The sequence below is a fragment of the Streptomyces sp. CNB091 genome (assembly GCF_000377965.1).
The window spans coordinates 46,230-63,923 of record NZ_KB898994.1; the positions used below are offsets into that span (position 1 = coordinate 46,230).

14 protein-coding genes and 1 tRNA gene are annotated in these 17,694 nt (G+C 70.4%); 7 read left to right on the top strand and 8 right to left on the bottom strand.

The features are described from left to right. Window positions 1-230: 230 nt before the first annotated feature. From hrpA to D581_RS0110185, 3 genes are all read left to right on the top strand, one after another. Window positions 231-4,187, top strand: coding sequence for an ATP-dependent RNA helicase HrpA (gene hrpA / locus D581_RS0110175; protein ID WP_018957134.1), 3,957 nt, complete (start codon window positions 231-233; stop codon window positions 4,185-4,187). 127 nt (window positions 4,188-4,314) lie between these two features. Continuing rightward, a tRNA-Asp gene (locus tag D581_RS0110180) sits at window positions 4,315-4,389 on the top strand. A 175-nt stretch (window positions 4,390-4,564) separates the two neighbouring features. Next, window positions 4,565-4,837 (top strand): DUF6274 family protein, encoded by a 273-nt coding sequence (locus tag D581_RS0110185; RefSeq protein WP_018957135.1) that lies wholly within the window; start codon window positions 4,565-4,567, stop codon window positions 4,835-4,837. A gap of 572 nt (window positions 4,838-5,409) precedes the next feature. Here D581_RS0110185 and bldC read toward each other — a convergent pair. Then, window positions 5,410-5,616, bottom strand: coding sequence for a developmental transcriptional regulator BldC (gene bldC / locus D581_RS0110190; protein ID WP_003949541.1), 207 nt, complete (start codon window positions 5,614-5,616; stop codon window positions 5,410-5,412). Window positions 5,617-6,293: 677 nt separating this feature from the next. Continuing rightward, window positions 6,294-7,139 (bottom strand): DUF8083 family protein, encoded by an 846-nt coding sequence (locus D581_RS0110195; protein WP_026290381.1) that lies wholly within the window; start codon window positions 7,137-7,139, stop codon window positions 6,294-6,296. 412 nt (window positions 7,140-7,551) lie between these two features. Between D581_RS0110195 and D581_RS0110200 the strand changes: the two genes are divergently transcribed. Together D581_RS0110200 and D581_RS0110205 are read left to right on the top strand one after the other, a co-directional pair. After that, entirely contained in the window at window positions 7,552-8,634 is a 1,083-nt protein-coding gene (locus D581_RS0110200; RefSeq protein WP_018957137.1) for a Leu/Phe/Val dehydrogenase, read from the top strand. 325 nt (window positions 8,635-8,959) lie between these two features. Next, window positions 8,960-9,217 carry a DUF3073 domain-containing protein gene (locus D581_RS0110205; RefSeq protein ID WP_007447468.1) on the top strand — a complete coding sequence of 86 codons (258 nt, stop codon included), beginning with the start codon at window positions 8,960-8,962 and terminating at the stop codon, window positions 9,215-9,217. Between the two features lie 136 nt (window positions 9,218-9,353). On the opposite strand, the gene purM is transcribed toward D581_RS0110205, so the two are convergent. Together purM and purF are read right to left on the bottom strand one after the other, a co-directional pair. Further along, window positions 9,354-10,427 (bottom strand): phosphoribosylformylglycinamidine cyclo-ligase, encoded by a 1,074-nt coding sequence (gene purM / locus D581_RS0110210; RefSeq protein ID WP_018957138.1) that lies wholly within the window; start codon window positions 10,425-10,427, stop codon window positions 9,354-9,356. Between the two features lie 60 nt (window positions 10,428-10,487). Beyond that, the gene (gene purF / locus D581_RS0110215; protein ID WP_026290382.1) at window positions 10,488-12,014 is read right to left on the bottom strand and encodes an amidophosphoribosyltransferase; all 1,527 of its coding nucleotides are present in this window, start codon (window positions 12,012-12,014) and stop codon (window positions 10,488-10,490) included. Window positions 12,015-12,556: 542 nt separating this feature from the next. On the opposite strand from purF, the gene D581_RS1000000142025 reads away from it, so the two are divergent. Continuing rightward, window positions 12,557-12,649 (top strand): putative leader peptide, encoded by a 93-nt coding sequence (locus D581_RS1000000142025; RefSeq protein ID WP_350797605.1) that lies wholly within the window; start codon window positions 12,557-12,559, stop codon window positions 12,647-12,649. 194 nt (window positions 12,650-12,843) lie between these two features. Beyond that, window positions 12,844-14,307, top strand: coding sequence for a sulfatase-like hydrolase/transferase (locus D581_RS0110220; protein ID WP_018957140.1), 1,464 nt, complete (start codon window positions 12,844-12,846; stop codon window positions 14,305-14,307). Window positions 14,308-14,481: 174 nt separating this feature from the next. Here the strand turns inward: D581_RS0110220 and D581_RS0110225 are convergent, their stop codons facing one another. The 4 genes from D581_RS0110225 to D581_RS0110240 all read right to left on the bottom strand — a co-directional run bounded on the left by D581_RS0110225 (window position 14,482) and on the right by D581_RS0110240 (window position 17,654). Beyond that, window positions 14,482-15,336, bottom strand: coding sequence for an META domain-containing protein (locus tag D581_RS0110225; RefSeq protein WP_018957141.1), 855 nt, complete (start codon window positions 15,334-15,336; stop codon window positions 14,482-14,484). 62 nt (window positions 15,337-15,398) lie between these two features. Further along, window positions 15,399-16,202, bottom strand: a complete 804-nt coding sequence (locus D581_RS0110230; RefSeq protein WP_026290383.1) for a maleylpyruvate isomerase family mycothiol-dependent enzyme — start codon at window positions 16,200-16,202, stop codon at window positions 15,399-15,401. 10 nt (window positions 16,203-16,212) lie between these two features. Then, window positions 16,213-17,115 carry a M23 family metallopeptidase gene (locus D581_RS0110235; RefSeq protein ID WP_032752661.1) on the bottom strand — a complete coding sequence of 301 codons (903 nt, stop codon included), beginning with the start codon at window positions 17,113-17,115 and terminating at the stop codon, window positions 16,213-16,215. Between the two features lie 32 nt (window positions 17,116-17,147). Beyond that, window positions 17,148-17,654, bottom strand: a complete 507-nt coding sequence (locus tag D581_RS0110240) for an ArsR/SmtB family transcription factor (RefSeq protein ID WP_018957144.1) — start codon at window positions 17,652-17,654, stop codon at window positions 17,148-17,150. Window positions 17,655-17,694: the final 40 nt, after the last annotated feature.

Genomic DNA, 17,694 nt, shown 5'->3' on the forward strand with positions numbered 1-17,694 from the left:
GGAGCCCCGAGCGCGGCTGCCGGGAGCGCCGCCGGTCCGCACAGCAGCCCCACGACGACCGCGAGCAGCGCCGTCAGGCTCCACCACTGCGTACGGGACACGAAACCGGGCCTTTCCCCCTGGAAGCGGGGCTGAGCGTTCGACTGCCCGAAATGGTACGTGCCGCGTGACGCAGCCCGCGCGAAATGAGGTCGCCACTCCGTGCGCCCGGGTGAGATCCTTGGAGCCGTATGTCTACTTCCTTCGCCGATCTCCAGTCCCAGCTCGGACAGCTCTCGCTCCGTGACGCGAACCGGCTCGGCCGGCGCCTCGAAGGAGCGCGCCGCATCCGCAAGCCCGAGGCCCGCCAGTCCGTGCTGGACGAGATCGCGGCCGACGCGGGCAGGGCGGCCGAACGGCTCGCCGCGCGCGCGGCCCGGCTGCCGGCCCTGTCGTATCCCGAAGAGCTGCCCGTCAGCCAGAAGAAGGACGAGATCCTGGAGGCGATACGCGACCACCAGGTCGTGATCGTCGCCGGGGAGACCGGGTCCGGCAAGACCACGCAGATCCCCAAGATCTGTATGGAGCTGGGGCGCGGCGTCCGCGGCATGATCGGGCACACCCAGCCCCGGCGGATCGCCGCCCGTACGGTCGCCGAGCGGGTCGCGGACGAGCTGAAGACGCCGCTGGGCGAGACGGTCGGCTGGAAGGTCCGCTTCACCGACCAGGTGAACCCGGAGTCGACGTATCTGAAGCTGATGACGGACGGCATCCTGCTCGCCGAGATCCAGACGGACCGCGAGCTGCTGGCGTACGACACGATCATCATCGACGAGGCCCACGAGCGGTCCCTGAACATTGACTTCCTGCTCGGCTATCTGGCCCGGCTGCTGCCGAAGCGTCCCGACCTGAAGGTCGTCATCACCTCGGCGACCATCGACCCGGAGCGGTTCGCGCGCCACTTCGGCGAGGCGCCGATCGTGGAGGTCAGCGGGCGGACGTATCCGGTGGAGGTGCGGTATCGGCCACTACTCGAAGGGGCCGACGAGGATACGGCGGACTCCGACCGGGACCAGATCACCGCGATCTGCGACGCCGTCGACGAGCTGGGCCACGAAGCCCCGGGCGATGTCCTGGTCTTCCTCTCCGGTGAGCGCGAGATCCGGGACACGGCGGACGCGCTGAACAAGCGGAACCTCAGACACACCGAGGTGCTCCCCCTCTACGCACGCCTCTCCCACGCCGAGCAGCACCGCGTCTTCCAGCGCCATACGGGGCGCCGCATCGTGCTGGCGACCAACGTGGCCGAGACCTCGCTGACGGTCCCCGGCATCAAGTACGTGATCGACCCGGGCAACGCCCGTATCTCCCGCTACAGCCACCGCACCAAGGTCCAGCGGCTGCCGATCGAGCGGATCTCCCAGGCCAGCGCCAACCAGCGCAAGGGCCGCTGCGGCCGTACGTCGGACGGCATCTGCATCCGGCTGTACTCGGAGGACGACTTCGTCACCCGGCCGGAGTTCACCGACCCGGAGATCCTGCGGACCAACCTGGCCTCCGTCATCCTCCAGATGACCGCCGCCGGGCTCGGCGACATCGAGAAGTTCCCCTTCATCGACCCGCCGGACCACCGCAACATCCGCGACGGCGTGCAGCTCCTCCAGGAGCTGGGGGCGCTTGAGCAGGGCGAGAAGTCCTCCCAGGAGGGGAAGAAGGGGCAGCGTCTGACGCCCCTCGGGCGCAAGCTCTCCCAGCTGCCCGTCGACCCGCGCCTGGCCCGGATGGTCATCGAGGCCGACAAGAACGGCTGCGCCCGCGAGGTCATGGTCATCGCCGCCGCGCTCTCCATCCAGGACCCGCGCGAGCGGCCCGCGGAGAAGCAGACCCAGGCCGACCAGAACCACGCCCGGTTCAAGGACGAGACGTCCGACTTCCTGGCGTATCTGAACCTCTGGGCCTACGTCCGCGAGCAGCAGAAGGAGCGCGGCTCGTCCTCGTTCCGCCGGATGTGCAAGCAGGAGTACCTGAACTTCCTGCGCATCCGCGAATGGCAGGACATCTACGCGCAACTGCGTACGGTCGCCAAGCAGATGGGCATCGCCGTCGAGGAGCCCAAGGCGGAGGGGTCCATCCCGGAGCAGGCGGTGCACACCTCGCTGCTGGCCGGGCTGCTGTCGCACATCGGGCTGAAGGACACCGAGAAGAACGAGTACCTGGGCGCGCGCAGCGCCAAGTTCGCGATCTTCCCCGGGTCGGCGCTGTTCAAGAAGCAGCCCCGGTTCGTGATGTCGGCGGAGTTGGTGGAGACCTCCCGGCTGTGGGCACGGGTCAACGCCAGGGTCGAGCCCGAATGGATCGAGCCGCTGGCCGCGCATTTGCTGAAGCGCACCTACAGCGAGCCGCACTGGGAGAAGGACCAGGCCGCGGTGATGGCGTTCGAACGGGTCACCCTCTACGGGGTGCCGATCATCGCCCAGCGCAAGGTCAATTTCGGCCGTATCGACCAGGAGGCCTCGCGGGATCTGTTCATCCGCAACGCCCTGGTCGAGGGCGACTGGCGGACCCACCACCAGTTCTTCCATGACAATCGCAAACTCCTCGGCGAGGTCGAGGAGTTGGAGCACCGCGCCCGCCGCCGCGACATCCTCGTGGACGACGAGACGCTGTTCGACTTCTACGACCAGCGGATTCCCGAGCACGTCGTGTCCGGGGCGCACTTCGACTCCTGGTGGAAGAACAAGAAGCGCGAGGAGCCGGACGCGCTCGACTTCGAGCGCTCCATGCTCATCAACGAGAAGGCCGGGGCCGTCACCAAGGACGACTACCCGGACTCCTGGCGGCAGGGGAAGCTCAAGTTCAAGGTGACGTACCAGTTCGAGCCCGGCGCGGACGCGGACGGCGTGACCGTCCACGTACCGCTCCAGGTGCTCAACCAGGTCACGTCCGAGGGCTTCGACTGGCAGATTCCGGGGCTGCGCGAGGAGATCGTCACGGAGCTGATCCGCTCGCTGCCGAAGCCGATCCGCCGGCACTACGTCCCCGCGCCGAACTACGCGGACAAGTTCCTGGACCGGGCGGTCCCGCTCCAGGAGCCGCTGCCGTTCACCCTGGCGCGGGAGCTCCAGCGGATGGTCGGCGTGCCGGTCACGGCGGACGACTTCGACCTCTCCCGGGTCCCGGACCATCTGAAGATCACGTTCCGGATCGTCGACGAGCGGCGGCGGAAGGTCGCCGAGGACAAGGACCTGGAGGCGCTCAAGCTCCAGCTGCGGCCGAAGGCCCGTCAGGCGCTCTCCAAGGCGGCCGCGGCGACCGCCGGACCCTCCGGGGAGTCCATCGAGCGGTCCGGGCTCACCGACTGGACGATCGGCACGCTGGACAAGATCTTCGAGACGCGTCGTGCCGGGCAGCCGGTCAAGGCGTATCCGGCCCTCGTCGACCAGGGCGAGACCGTGGCCGTACGCCTCTTCGACACCGAGGCCGAGCAGCAGCAGGCGATGTGGCGCGGCACCCGGCGGCTGATCATGCTGAACATCCCGGTGCACCCGGCGAAGTTCGCCTCGGACCGGCTCTCCAACCAGCAGAAGCTGGCCCTGTCCCGTAATCCGCACGGCTCGGTCCAGGCCCTCTTCGAGGACTGCGCCACCGCCGCGGCCGACCGGCTGATCGCCGCGCACGGCGGACCGGCGTGGGACGAGAAGGCCTTCCGGACGCTGTACGACAAGGTGAGCGCCGATCTGGTGGACCTGACCGTCCGCACGATCGACCAGGTGCAGCAGATCCTGGCCGCGTGGCAGGCCTGCGAGCGCCGGCTGAAGTCGACGAACAGCCTGACGCTGGTGGCCAACGTCACGGACGTGCGCGAGCAGCTGGCCCGTCTCGTACCGCCCGGTTTCGTTACGGCCACCGGCCTGCGCAGGCTGCCGGACCTGATGCGCTATCTCGTGGCGGCCGACCGGCGGCTCCAGCAGATGCCGACGGCGGTGCAGCGGGACACGACGCGGATGGCGAAGGTCCACGAGATGCAGGACGAGTACGCCTGGCTGCTCGAACAGCTGCCGCAGGGAAGGCCGGTGCCGCAGGAGGTGCTGGACGTCCGCTGGATGATCGAGGAGCTGCGGGTCAGCTATTTCGCCCACGCGCTGGGCACCGCGTTCCCCGTCTCGGACAAGCGGATCGTGAAGGCGATCGACGCCCTCGCGCCCTGACGCGGGCGGCCGACGGGGGCTCGTGGGACGGTGACGGCGTCACCACCAGGAGTGAAGTCGACCTGGGCCTCCCACCTCCTGTACAGTCTGGTTTCGCAGCAAGCCGCAAGGCAAGCGGCGAAAACCTGGTCCTGTGGAGCAGTTTGGAGTGCTCGCCACCCTGTCAAGGTGGAGGCCGCGGGTTCAAATCCCGTCAGGACCGCAGCAGAAGAAAGCCCGGATCGTTTCGATCCGGGCTTTCTCGCGTTCTGCCGCACGTCTTGACGGCTCCATCCAGCGGGGGTACCCCGGAGGAGCAGAGGCCGGCCCTGCCCCTCGGCGTTCCTCGGCGCCGCACACGGCGGGGGGACGGCCGGGCTCATCGGGAGGTGGCTCGTATGTCCGCGTCCACGGCACGACATGAGACCCGCGCGCTGCTGCGTGCCCACCTGGCGGCCGCTTCCGCCTTTCGCCACCTCACCCGGCACTGCGCGGTCTGCCATCGCCTCCTGCGGCTCGCCATGGAGCCCGGGGGCGACGGGGAGCCGGGAGCCTCCGGGAGCCCCTTGGGCGCCCCGCAGGAAGCCGCCGGGGGCCATGCCTCCGCCGGACGGCCCGAGGGGAACGAGGCCGAGGCCGGGGCGGGGACCGAAAGACCCTCCGCGACATGACCATCGGCCGGGTGCTTTCGCGTTCGGCCAGTGGCAGTCTGGAAGTTGGCAAGCGTCGGGCGGTGTGACGGTAGTCACCGAAAGAGTTTTCAGACCGGGGGATTTTACGCCTCCCCTACAACTGGTGAATTTAATATGTGCAATTGCACGGGGGTGACGGACTCACGGGGACCGTTCCGTCCGGGGCTGTCCCCACGCGTTCGGGACGCTCACCCACACTCCCGCACAGACCCGCTCACAGACCCACGAAGGCCCCCGTCAGCGCCCTGAAGCCGACCGACCGCCCGGTTCTGATCCCCCGGCCGCGACGAGGGCCGGAAGAGGCCCGGAGCGACCGGGGAGGCCGTCCGGGGCACAAAAAAAGATCGCGCTGGACCCGGCGGAGTCCAGCGCGATCAATACGACGACACCCGTAGGACACAGGTATGACGCCCGTTGGGGCAGGCGTCCGTCGAGTGGAGCTATGGGTGGGCGGCTGGGGTTGGGGGACCTGGCAGCTGCCCGGATGGTGATGCTGTGTTGCTGTGCTGCTGTATTGCCGTGCTGCTGTATTGCTGCGGGGCAGGGGTGTGTCAGGCCTCGCTGCGCTGCTGCGGAATACCCGCAAGCAGTGCGCGGACCTCGGCCTCGCGGTACCGGCGATGTCCACCGAGCGTGCGGATGGACGTGAGCTTGCCAGCCTTGGCCCAACGGGTGACCGTCTTCGGGTCCACGCGGAACATCGTGGCAACCTCAGCCGGGGTCAGCAGCGGCTCGGCATCAGGGGTGCGAGCGGTCATGAGCGGCCTCCTCGGGAGAACCGAACCTTCTCGGTTCTTTCCTCTAAATTCTGCACCTTGACCCGCGTTGCCCGAAATGGCGGACGCGGGCCGAGTCGGTTATAGGACGAACGGCTTGTCCTCGGCACTACAACTACACCATCCGTCCAGCCACGTCGGCCAAACCGATGGAATTGCCCTCCCAGGTGTTCATCAGCGACGGAAGCCGATGGACCATGCCATAGCGGACAGTCACGCCCCAGTAACGATCAGTCACAGAGCGATCAGGAGTCGTCAGACCCCCCATAGAGTGCAATGTCGAGCATCCTGCCCTTACTTGGACAGAAGGAGCCCTCCCCGGACTCCTTGTCCTATTTTGGCATGAGGGGTAGGGATAGGCGCAAGGGCCCCGTTAGTGCTGTCCATCACGCTTGAGGCAAAGGCCCGGTTCAGGACGTAGGTCCTAGGCCCAGCGGAGTACGCTTCCGCCCCACACATCACACGCGCCACACGGGACGCAGGTTCACGGCCCGTCAACTGTTTGCCGAGCCCCGCTTCGTCGCCCTCCGTCGAGGCGACCCCGCTTCCTCCTCCTTCCGTACGCTCCGGCCTCGCGGCGTGCCCGTCGGCCCCTCGGCCGTCCTGGATGAAGGATGCCCCGGTTCCATCACCTTGATGCCACTGTGGGCCTTTTCACGTCAATTGATGAACTGGAGGTCCCGGACCGCCCGCCAGCGCTCCGCGAGCCGCGCGTACGCCTCCCCCGCGCCCTCGCCGTCGCCGTCCCGCAGCGCGGCGAGCCCCTCCGTCACATCCGCCGCCGACCGGTCCCCGGCGAGCCGCTCCGCCGACAACGCGTGCACCAGGCCCCCGTAGTCCAGCTCGACCAGGGAGCGCGGATGGAACTCCTCCAGCCAGCGCCCCACGTCCACCAGGCCCTCGGTCAGCGGGCCTTCGGGAACGTGTCCGCGCAGCGTCCGCAGCGCCCGCGCCAGTCGGCGCCGGGCCTCGACCATCGGGGTGCGGTAGCGCAGCACGGGCCCCGCCCCCTCGGCGTCCGCCACCGCGTACTCCCGCTCCTCGTCGCGGAAGAGGACGAACCAGCGCACCGGGACCTGCCACACCGTCGTGCGGATCCAGGGCCTCGCGTCCGGGTGGAGCCGCTGCCAGCGCTCGTGATCCGCCGCGGCCTGGCCGCGCACCACTGCGGGCAGCACGGCGTCGAGCACGTTGGCCGGAAACATGCCCTCCAGTTCCTCCAGGGCCAGCCAGCCCCGCAACCTGGTCCGCCATGGGCAGACGCACACCACCCCGTCCAGCTCCGCCACGAACGCGTCGCCGCTCTCGCGCACCGGCACCCCGACCGGCGGCGTCGACGCCAAGTCGGCCAGCGAGCGACGCAGTTCGTCCTGGGCCGTGGGAAGGTCCTCGCGCCGCGCGTAGCGCGCCCAGTGACTCCGTTCGGGCTCGGCGAACGCGGCGAGCGGCTCGTAGATCCGGAGGTAGGACGTGTAAGGGACGAGCACCGAAGACACCACCGACATGCAGCGCATCGTGTCACGGCAGTACACCCCGGGCCTCTCGTTCGGATCAGGTCGGATCAGGGAGCGGGGTCCGGTGCGTGCAGCTGCAAGGCGGAGGATTGAGGCAGATGGGGCCTCCCCTGCTCGAGCGGAGCCGAGAGCTTGGGGAAGGAGCCATGGTGATGGACGACAACGCCGGAGGGGGTCCCTCCCTGCTCGAGTGAAGCCGAGAGCTTGGGGGAGCGCGTGCCGGACCCCGCGAGCCCGACCTGATCCGAACGAGAGGCCCCAGAGGGTGATCCTCCGCACCGGGGCGGATCCGCGCCGCCGGAGGACTTACGCTCTTGCCCATCGGACCGGCCGTGCCGGTCGGTCCGGGGCCCTCCCCACCCCCAGGAGGGTCTCCGCCGCTTCGTACTTGGGAGTCACCACAGTGACCGATGTGACCGACGGCGTCCTGCACACCCTGTTCCACTCGGATCAGGGAGGTCACGAGCAAGTCGTGATCTGCCAGGACCGTGCCACCGGCCTCAAGGCCGTCATCGCCCTCCACTCCACCGCCCTGGGACCGGCCCTCGGCGGCACCCGCTTCTACCCGTACGCCACCGAGGCGGACGCCGTCGCCGACGCGCTGAACCTGTCGCGCGGGATGTCGTACAAGAACGCCCTTGCCGGTCTCGACCACGGTGGCGGCAAGGCCGTCATCATCGGCGACCCGGAGGAGATCAAGAGCGAGGAACTCCTCCTCGCCTACGGCCGGTTCGTCGCCTCGCTCGGCGGCCGCTACGTGACCGCCTGCGACGTCGGCACCTACGTCGCCGACATGGACGTCGTCGCCCGGGAGTGCCGCTGGACCACCGGCCGCTCCCCCGAGAACGGCGGCGCGGGCGACTCCTCGGTGCTCACCGCGTTCGGCGTCTTCCAGGGCATGCGGGCCTCGGCCCAGCACCTGTGGGGCGACCCGACGCTGCGCGGCCGCAAGGTCGGCGTCGCCGGGGTCGGCAAGGTGGGCCACCACCTCGTCGAGCACCTGCTCTCCGACGGGGCCGAGGTCGTGATCACCGACGTCCGCGAGGAGTCGCTGCGCCGGGTCACCGATCAGCACCCCGAGGTGACCGTGGTGGCGGACACCGACGCGCTGATCCGCACCGAGGGCCTGGACGTCTACGCGCCGTGTGCGCTCGGCGGCGCGCTGAACGACGACACCGTGCCCGTGCTCACCGCGAAGGTGGTGTGCGGCGCGGCCAACAACCAGCTGGCGCACCCGGGCGTCGAGAAGGACCTGGCCGACCGGTCGGTTCTCTACGCGCCCGACTACGTGGTCAACGCCGGCGGCGTCATCCAGGTGGCCGACGAGCTGCACGGGTTCGACTTCGACCGGTGCAAGGCGAAGGCGACGAGGATCTTCGACACCACGCTGGAGATATTCGCACGTGCGAAGGCGGATGGGATTCCGCCGGCCGCGGCGGCCGACCGGCTCGCCGAACAGCGGATGGCGGAGGCGCGCACCCGCTGACCGGGCAGCCCTCGGCCGCCCCTACGGCCCGCCGACCGCCGACCGCCGACCGGCGACCGGCGACCGGCGACCGGCGAGACAAGACTCACGCCGGTCGGCGGGTCGTACCTCCACAAGAGGTTAAAATCGCAGTTGACCAGGGAGGACGGGGCTCCTCGCTGGCCCTGTGTCGGGACCGGAATGCGGGCGGCGTACCGTATGGCCACGGAAGCAGGTACCGTTAAAGCTCTACGGGCGCGGCCTCTCTGTCGAGAGTCCGTCCCGAAACATGAACGCGTGTCAAGACTCTGGGGCCGTCGAGCCCCGTCACCGAGGGGGTCGAGCCATGGGGCGCGGCCGGGCAAAGGCCAAGCAGACCAAGGTCGCCCGCCAGCTGAAGTACAGCAGCGGCGGGACAGACCTGTCGCGTCTGGCCAATGAGCTGGGCGCATCGCCTTCGAGTCAGCCACCGAACGCAGAGCCGTTCGAGGACGACGACGAGGAAGATGACCCGTACGCACAGTACGCGGATCGCTACAACCAGGACGATGACGAGGATCAGGACGATCAGTCCGGTCCGTCGTCACAGCGCCGCGGCGCTTGACCTCGCGCTGACACATCAACCCGGTCCGGGCCTGCCCCGGGCCGGGTTCTGTGTGTCCCGGTCCGGATTCCCACGTGTCGTGCCGCCGTGGTGCGCCGGGCGGGCTGTCGCCCCGCGCACCACGGCGTGACGGTGCCTAGCGGGCGTAGTCGCCGGTCAGCTCGGCGCCCGTGGTGTGCTCACCGCGGTCGGTGATCTCGCCGGCGACCCAGGAGTCGACCCCGCGGTCGGCCAGCGTCGTGAGCGCGGCGTCCACCGAGTCGGCCGGGACGATCGCGATCATGCCGACGCCCATGTTGAGCGTCTTCTCCAGCTCCAGCCGCTCGACCTGACCGGCCTTGCCGACCAGGTCGAAGACCGCGCCGGGCGTCCACGTGGAGCGGTCCACGGTGGCGTGCAGGCCGTCCGGGACGACCCGGGCCAGGTTGTTCGCCAGGCCGCCGCCGGTGACGTGGCTGAAGCCGTGCACCTCGGTCGTCCGGGTGAGGGCCAGGCAGTCCAGGGAGTAGATCCGGGTGGGCTCCAGGAGCTCCTCGCCGAGCGTGCGGCCGAACTCCTCGACCTCGCGGTCCAGGGCCCAGCCGGCCCGGTCGAAGACCACGTGGCGGACGAGCGAGTACCCGTTGGAGTGAAGACCGGAGGACGCCATGGCGATCACCGCGTCACCCTTGCGGATACGGTCCGGGCCGAGCAGTCGGTCGGCCTCGACCACGCCCGTACCGGCTCCGGCGACGTCGAAGTCGTCCGGGCCGAGGAGACCCGGGTGCTCGGCCGTCTCGCCGCCGACCAGGGAGCAGCCCGCCAGGACACAGCCTTCGGCGATGCCCTTCACGATGGCCGCGACACGCTCGGGGTGCACCTTGCCGACGCAGATGTAGTCGGTCATGAACAGCGGCTCGGCGCCGCAGACGACGAGGTCGTCCACGACCATGCCGACGAGGTCGTGGCCGATGGTGTCGTACACGCCCATCCGACGCGCCAGGTCCACCTTGGTGCCGACGCCGTCCGTGGCGGAGGCCAGGAGCGGACGCTCGTAGCGCTTGAGCGCGGAGGCGTCGAAGAGGCCGGCGAATCCGCCGAGGCCGCCGAGGCCGGCGACCTCCGGGCGCTGCGTCTTCTTCACCCACTCCTTCATCAGCTCGACGGCACGGTCACCGGCTTCGATGTCGACGCCGGCCGCCGCGTAGGAAGCACCTGTTGTCTCAGACATGGCCTGGGATCTTTCGTGTGGAGATACGGGGCTGGTGGGGGATGCGGCGGCGCGTCCGGGTCACGGACGGCGCAGCGCGTCGGCCGCGGCGGTCGCCGCGGGGCCCGCCGCCAGCTCGGTCTCCAGCAGCTGCTTGCCGAGCAGCTCCGGGTCCGGGAGCTCCATCGGGTACTCACCGTCGAAGCAGGCGCGGCAGAGGTTCGGCTTGTCGATCGTCGTCGCCTCGATCATCGCGTCGATCGAGATGTACGAGAGGGAGTCGGCGCCCATGGAGGTGCAGATCTCGTCGACGGTCATGCCGTTGGCGATCAGTTCGGCGCGGGTCGCGAAGTCGATCCCGAAGAAGCAGGGCCACTTCACCGGCGGCGAGGAGATTCGGATGTGGATCTCGGCGGCGCCCGCCTCGCGGAGCATCCGGACCAGGGCGCGCTGGGTGTTGCCGCGGACGATCGAGTCGTCGACGACCACCAGGCGCTTGCCCTTGATGACTTCCTTCAGCGGATTCAGCTTGAGCCGGATGCCGAGCTGGCGGATGGTCTGCGAGGGCTGGATGAAGGTCCGGCCGACGTAGGCGTTCTTCACCAGTCCGACGCCGAACGGGATTCCGCTGGCTTCGGCGTAACCGACGGCCGCGGGGGTGCCGGATTCCGGGGTCGCTATGACGAGATCCGCCTCGACGGGGGCTTCGGCGGCCAGCCTGCGGCCCATCTCCACCCGGGAGAGGTAGACGTTGCGCCCGGCGATGTCGGTGTCGGGGCGGGCGAGGTAGACGTACTCGAAGACACAGCCCTTGGGCTTCGCTTCTGCGAAGCGCGAGGTGCGCAGGCCGTTCTCGTCGATGGCGATGAGCTCGCCCGGCTCGATCTCGCGTACGTAGCTGGCGCCGCAGATGTCGAGCGCGGCGGACTCGGAGGCGACGACCCAGCCGCGCTCAAGACGGCCGAGCACCAGCGGGCGGATGCCCTGCGGGTCGCGGGCGGCGTAGAGCGTGTGCTCGTCCATGAAGACGAGGGAGAACGCGCCCTTGACGTCGGGGAGCACCTTGGCGGCGGCTTCCTCGATGGTGAGCGGCTTGTCGTTCTCGTCGCGCTGCCCGGCGAGCAGCGCGGTCACCAGGTCGGTGTCGTTGGTCGCGGCGACCTGGGTGGCGCGGCCGTCCTTGCGCGGGAGGTCGGCGACCATCTCCGCGAGCTGGGCGGTGTTGACCAGGTTCCCGTTGTGGCCGAGGGCGATCGAGCCGTGCGCGGTGGCACGGAACGTCGGCTGCGCGTTCTCCCACACCGAGGCGCCGGTGGTGGAGTAGCGGGCATGACCGACCGCGATATGGCCCTGGAGGGAACCCAGAGACGTTTCGTCGAAGACCTGCGAGACCAGTCCCATGTCCTTGAAGACCAGGATCTGGGACCCGTTGCTCACTGCGATGCCCGCGGATTCCTGTCCGCGGTGCTGCAGGGCATACAGTCCGAAATAGGTGAGCTTGGCGACCTCTTCACCCGGAGCCCAGACACCGAAGACGCCACAAGCGTCCTGGGGGCCTTTCTCTCCGGGGAGCAGGTCGTGGTTGAGTCGTCCATCACCACGGGGCACGGCACCGAGTGTAGGCGAGATCGACCACTGGTCCGAATTGGGGACCGGTGGGCAAACCGTCGGCGGCCCATGGGGAACGGGCCCGTCCACCGCCCGGAGCGGGCGATTCGCGGGACTTCGGTCGGTGACGCTGTGTGACCGCCGCGCGGGCAGGGTGGGTCCCGCGAGGCGAGTGCGGGGCTCACTTGCGGGCCGGGAGCCCGGTTACCGACAGGTAGGGGCCGGTGGGGGCGGACGTGCGGGCGTGGCGCTCGGTGAACCTGCCCGATCGTCGCCCCGCCCGCTGGCCGAACGCTCGTTTCGTGGTGAGCCTCACACCCGGGGGCCCCGCCCGGCGAGGAGTGAGCCTCTCCCCGGGCGCCGACGAACCGCGGGAACGGGGCGCCCGTGCGGCGGGAAGCCCGTGCGGGGGGAAGCCCGTGCGGCGGGCTGGACGGCGCGGGCGGTGGAGGTGAAGGCCGCAGACCGCGGTCCGCAGTCCGCAGTCCGCAGTTCGAGACCACCGTTGACAGGCCCATGTCTCGTTGGCAGGCTCCTTCCCCATGCAGCCCCTCGGTGATCTCTCGATCACGCTCGTGGAGCGCCGGCACGTCGATCTGGGACGTGTAGCGAGCGCCATCTGTCGCCACGCCTGAGGCAGCCGCACCTCCAGAACCCCGCAGGGCTCCGCCCCGGGCTTCGACATGCGTGCACGCGTTCATCTCCCTCCCCCTTTCGCTACCCGCGGTCGGGTGCGCCCGTCCGCGGGCCCCCACCCGCCGGGGAGTCGCGCCCCACCGCCTCGCGCCTCGTCCTGCGACCGGCGCCCGAGGCCCTCCCAGGAGCCCTCATGACCTCTCGCGATGTACACGCACGTCCGGACAAGCGATCCGGGACGCCGCTGAGCCGGCGCGCCTTCACGACCGCGGTCGGCGCCACCGCCGTCACCGCGGCCGGAATACAGGCGGCCGGTCCGGCGGCCGCCACCGGACCGGCCACCGACGACGTGACACGGGAACGTCCGTTCCGTGCCGCCCGCGGCAGGCACGCGCGCCGTCCCAACATCCTCTTCGTCCTCGGCGACGATCTCGGCTGGGCAGACCTCTCCTCGTACGGGTCTACGCACATCCGCACGCCCCACCTGGACCGGCTGGCGCGGCAGGGCGTGCGCTTCACCGACGCTTACTCAGGGTCGGCGACCTGCTCCCCCACCCGGTTCAGCCTCTACACGGGGCGCTATCCGGGACGTACGAAGGGCGGGCTCGCCGAACCCATCGCCGACCGGTCGGTGGGGCTGGAGCCCACCCACCCGACACTGGCCTCCCTGCTGCGCGGCGTCGGCTACTCGACCGCGCTGATCGGCAAGTGGCACTGCGGGTACCTGCCGGACTACAGCCCGACCAGGTCGGGCTACGACGAGTTCTTCGGCAACTTCGGCGGAGCCCTGGAGTACTACTCCAAGCTCGGCCTGGCGGGTGAGTACGACCTGTACGAGGGCGACGCCGAGTACAAGGACCTGCGGTACTACACCCGGGTCCTCACGGAGCGCGCGAGTGAGTACGTGCAGCGTGACCACGGCGACAGGCCGTGGCTGCTCAACCTGAACTTCACCACTCCGCACTGGCCCTGGATCGCCGACGGCGACACGGAGGCGAGCGCCGAGATCGTCCGCCGGATCAAGGCCGGCGACCGGTCCGCCCTCCGGCACGGCGACGGCGGCTCGATCGAGAAGTACACGGAGATGGTCGAGGACCTGGACCGCTCGGTCGGCGAGGTGCTGAAGGCGCTGAAGCGGTCCGGGCAGGAGAAGGACACCCTGGTCTTCTTCGCCAGCGACAACGGCGGCGAGCGGTTCTCCTACAGCTGGCCGCTCGCCGGCGGCAAGAGCTCGCTCCAGGAAGGCGGCATCCGCGTCCCCTCGTTGCTGCGTTGGCCCGCGCGCGTCGAAGGCCGGCAGGTGAGCGACCTCCCGGTGTTCTCGCCCGACTGGACGGCCACCCTGCTGGAGCTGGGCGGGGCACGACCGGACCCCGCCCACCCGCTGGACGGCATCAGCCTCGCGGGATATCTGCTGCGGGGTGAGACGCCGAGGGAACGTGACCTGTTCTGGCGGGTGCGCGGCGAACGGGCGCTGCGGCGCGGCGACTGGAAGTACTACCGGGGGAGGAGCGGGACCGACCAGCTGTTCAACCTGGCCGACGACCGGCGCGAGCAGGCCGACCGCGCCAAGGCCGACCCGGAGCGGCTGGCCGAACTGCGGGCGTCGTGGGAGAGGACGGACTCCGGCCTGCTCCCCTATCCGACGCGTTCCTGACCCGCCTCCGTGGTGCCTGGCGGTCGAGCCCCGCCCCCCGGTCGGCCCCGGCCGGTCGGCCCCGGCCGGTCGGGGCGGGTCCGGTCGGGGCGGGGCCGACGTCCCGCCGGGGCGGGGCCGACGTCCGGCTGCTCGGCGTGGGCCGCGGGCTTCGGGCACGTCGGCCTTCCGGGTTCAGCCGTGCTGGGAGCTGTTCTCGGCCCCGGCGGGTGCGGCCGTGGCACCGATGCCCTTGCCGTCGGCGGCGGTGAGCGTGAGTGCCTTGCCCTTGATCGTGTACGTGACCTTGCCGTCCAGGGCGGCGAGCACGGCGCGCTCCGTCCCCATCTCGGCCTCCGGGCACATCTTGCGGGTGCCCGCCACCGGTCCCAACGTGATCGTGGAGCCCTTGACCGTCGCCCGGCCGCTGAAGGAGTTGCAGCCGGAGTTGCCCCGTACGGTGCCGTCGTCGGCGAAGGTCAGATGGGGCGCCCGTTCCTTCGGCAGGTCCGCCGGTACGGTCGTGGCGGTCTCGCCGCTGAGCAGCGTGGTCACGGCCCACCGGGTGCCGACCAGGTCGGCCGCCTTCTCCTCGCTGAGCTCCATGGTGTGGCCGCCTTCCTTGGTGAGGGTCAGCTTCTCGCCCGAGAGCTTCGCGGTGAGCTCGCCGCCCATCGCGTCGATGGCTGCCTTCTCGAACCTCTCGATGTCCTCGTCGCACGCCATCTGCGTGGTCACAGGCTTGCCCAGGGTGATCCGGTCGCCCTCCACCCGGGCGTCCACGCCGATGTGGTTGCAGCCGAAGTCGGCCGTGGCCCGGCCCTTCGGGTCGATCTCCAGCCGGGCCCCCTCCGGGGCCTCGGTCTTCTTCCCGCCTACGGTCACGGAGTCGACGCGCCACGCGACCCCGGTGACGGGGACGTCGCTCCGCACGCTGTCGCCGCCCTCCCCGGATCCCTTGCCGGAGCCGGAACCCGACTCCGTACCGCAGGCGGCGAGGGTGAGGAGGGCCAGGACACTGACGCTGAGGGTCATCCGTTGTGTGCGCATGGCGATGTGACGGAACGGGGGGCCGATCCGGTTCCGCCCCCTCCGCTTCCCCGGTGGCCGCCTCAGCCCATCAGCGGCAGCAGCGCGGCCAGGTCGGCGCGCTCCCCGCTGGCGCTGACCTCGGCGTCCGCCAGGGCCCGCGCCCACTCCGTACGCCCGGTGGCGAGCCGGACCCAGGTCAGCGGGCCGGTCTCCACGACATTCGGCGGGGTGCCCCGGGTGTGCTTGGGCCCGCCGATGCACTGGACCACCGCGAACGGCGGGACCCGCACCTCGACCGAGCCGCCGGGCGCCCGGTCCGCGAGGGCGTCGGCCAGCAGCCGGGTGCAGGCGGCCAGGGCCTGGCGGTCGTACGGGATCTCCGAGCCGAGCGCCTCGTTCAGGTCGTCCGTGTGGACGATCAGCTCGACGGTCCGGGAGACCAGGTAGTCCGTCAGCCGCATGGAGCCGACCCGGACGGACAGCAGCCGCCCCCCCGTGCCGGTGGCCGGGACGGCCCCGGTGAACCCCGCTTCCGCCTCCTCGAACAACGTGGCGAGGTCGGGGCGGGCGGCCGCCACCTCCTCGACGCCCTCGGCGATCCCGGCGGCGTGCGCGGCGGTGGCCGACGGCCACTCCAGCAGGGCGAGCTGAGGCTTGGGCCCGGGCGGCTCCGGCAGGGCAAGGGCCCGGGTGACGCTGCTCAGCCCGATCGCGATGTGCACGGCGAGCTCGCGCACCGTCCAGTCGCCGAGCCGGGTCGGCCGGGCGAGCTGGTCGGGCGTCAACCCAGCGACGGCGTCCCGCACATGCGCGAACTGGGCGAGGACCGCCGTCCGGGTCCTGAGGTGGTCGTAGGCGCGCGGGCGCTTCTTGGCCGGGGGCATGGGGCCGAGATTAGCGGGCCCCACCGACATCGCCCGGTCGGGCCGGTGCGACCTGTTCCTCGGTCTCCCTGATCTCCTCGGTCTCCTCGGTCTCCTCGACCGTGAACGTCTCGCCGTTGGCAGGGACGCCGACGCCCCGCCAGGTGAACGGGACACCATGCGCGGAGTCCGGGTCGGGGCCGTCCATCAGGTGGAAGTGGAGGTGCGGTTCGGTGGTGTTGCCGGAGTTGCCCACGCGCCCGAGCCGCTGCCCGGCGCGGACCGTGTCCCCGGCCTTCACCTGGAGCGAGTCGCGCTGGACGTGGGCGTAGACGGCGTACGTGCTGTCGCCGAGGTCGAGGATCACGTGGTTGCCGATGATCCGGCTCGCACCGAGCACGTCCCGTACGCCGCCCTCGATCAGCATCAAATAGAGCAGCGCCGGCAGCGAGTTGCGGCTCAGGTGGTCGCGCTGGCCGTCGCGCGCCCGGACGACCGTGGCGTCGGCCACCGCGAGCAGCGGGGCACCGAACGCCGGGAAGTCACGGTTGCGGCGGACGACCGGCCAGAAGAGGCGGAACGGCGGCCGGGCCGGTGACTCGCCCTCCCCTACCTCGGGCTCCGCCACGATGTCGATCGCGTACGTCTGCCCGTACACGTGGGTCCCATGGCTCGGCACCTTGTCCGCCGGGCTGTTCAGGGCGGACCAGCGGCCGGTCACCGGCGGGGCGACCTCGACGGCGGGGCGGCTCTTCGACGTCGCCCTCGGACCGGTACGGCTCATGACGAGGCCGATGAGCACAGCCGCACCCGCGGGCACGAAGGTCAGGCCGAAGGGCGACAGCGGTTCGGAGAAGACCCCGATGAGCACGAGCGCGAGAAAGACGAGCCAACTCACTCGGTAGAGCACCATCATGACTTTGCGGACAGGCATGATCACTTCCCCCTGGTCTCATGGTTCCGGTTTCAGGGCCGCGCCGCCGTCAGTACCACCAGCAGCGGTACGACCCGGGTGGGCGGCACCTCGTACCTGCCTCGCCCGGCCGCGTGCAGCCAGCCCGCGCCGGTCAGTTGACGCAGGTGGTGGTAGATCTGGCCGGTGGTGCCCAACGCGTCGAGCGCGGCCAGTTCGGCGGTCGTCCTCAGGCCGCCGAGGATCTCGCGGAGCAGGCGCAGCCGGACCGGGTGGCCCAGCGCGGCGAACGAATCGGCGGCGTCCGCCCAGTCCCCGTCGAACAGGGCCTCGGTGAGAGCGCCGTACTGCCACTCGTAGCTCTCGCCGGTGGGCAGCCGTACCGAGCCCGTGTAGAGCACGCCCCCGTCGGCCGCGGCCTCCCCGACCTCGGCGAGCTGCTGTTTCAGCCCGTCGAGCGCCCAGAAGTCGCCGTCGCCCAGGCGGGGGGACTCGGAGTCCCGCCGCTCCAGTGCCGTGAGCCGCCTCTCCAACTCGGCGACCCGCTGCTCCAGCTCCATGACACCAACCTTACGTAATTACGTAATCTCTTACAAGAGT

Coding starts and splice junctions, on each gene's coding strand:
- D581_RS0110225 (WP_018957141.1), bottom strand. CDS start 15,336: ATGCGCACACAACGGATGACCCTCAGCGTCAGTGTCCTGGCCCTCCTC.
- D581_RS0110205 (WP_007447468.1), top strand. CDS start 8,960: ATGGGGCGCGGCCGGGCAAAGGCCAAGCAGACCAAGGTCGCCCGCCAG.
- D581_RS0110195 (WP_026290381.1), bottom strand. CDS start 7,139: ATGTCGGTGGTGTCTTCGGTGCTCGTCCCTTACACGTCCTACCTCCGG.
- D581_RS0110185 (WP_018957135.1), top strand. CDS start 4,565: ATGTCCGCGTCCACGGCACGACATGAGACCCGCGCGCTGCTGCGTGCC.
- D581_RS0110220 (WP_018957140.1), top strand. CDS start 12,844: ATGACCTCTCGCGATGTACACGCACGTCCGGACAAGCGATCCGGGACG.
- D581_RS0110240 (WP_018957144.1), bottom strand. CDS start 17,654: ATGGAGCTGGAGCAGCGGGTCGCCGAGTTGGAGAGGCGGCTCACGGCA.
- D581_RS0110235 (WP_032752661.1), bottom strand. CDS start 17,115: ATGCCTGTCCGCAAAGTCATGATGGTGCTCTACCGAGTGAGTTGGCTC.
- hrpA (WP_018957134.1), top strand. CDS start 231: ATGTCTACTTCCTTCGCCGATCTCCAGTCCCAGCTCGGACAGCTCTCG.
- D581_RS1000000142025 (WP_350797605.1), top strand. CDS start 12,557: ATGCAGCCCCTCGGTGATCTCTCGATCACGCTCGTGGAGCGCCGGCAC.
- purM (WP_018957138.1), bottom strand. CDS start 10,427: ATGTCTGAGACAACAGGTGCTTCCTACGCGGCGGCCGGCGTCGACATC.
- D581_RS0110230 (WP_026290383.1), bottom strand. CDS start 16,202: ATGCCCCCGGCCAAGAAGCGCCCGCGCGCCTACGACCACCTCAGGACC.
- bldC (WP_003949541.1), bottom strand. CDS start 5,616: ATGACCGCTCGCACCCCTGATGCCGAGCCGCTGCTGACCCCGGCTGAG.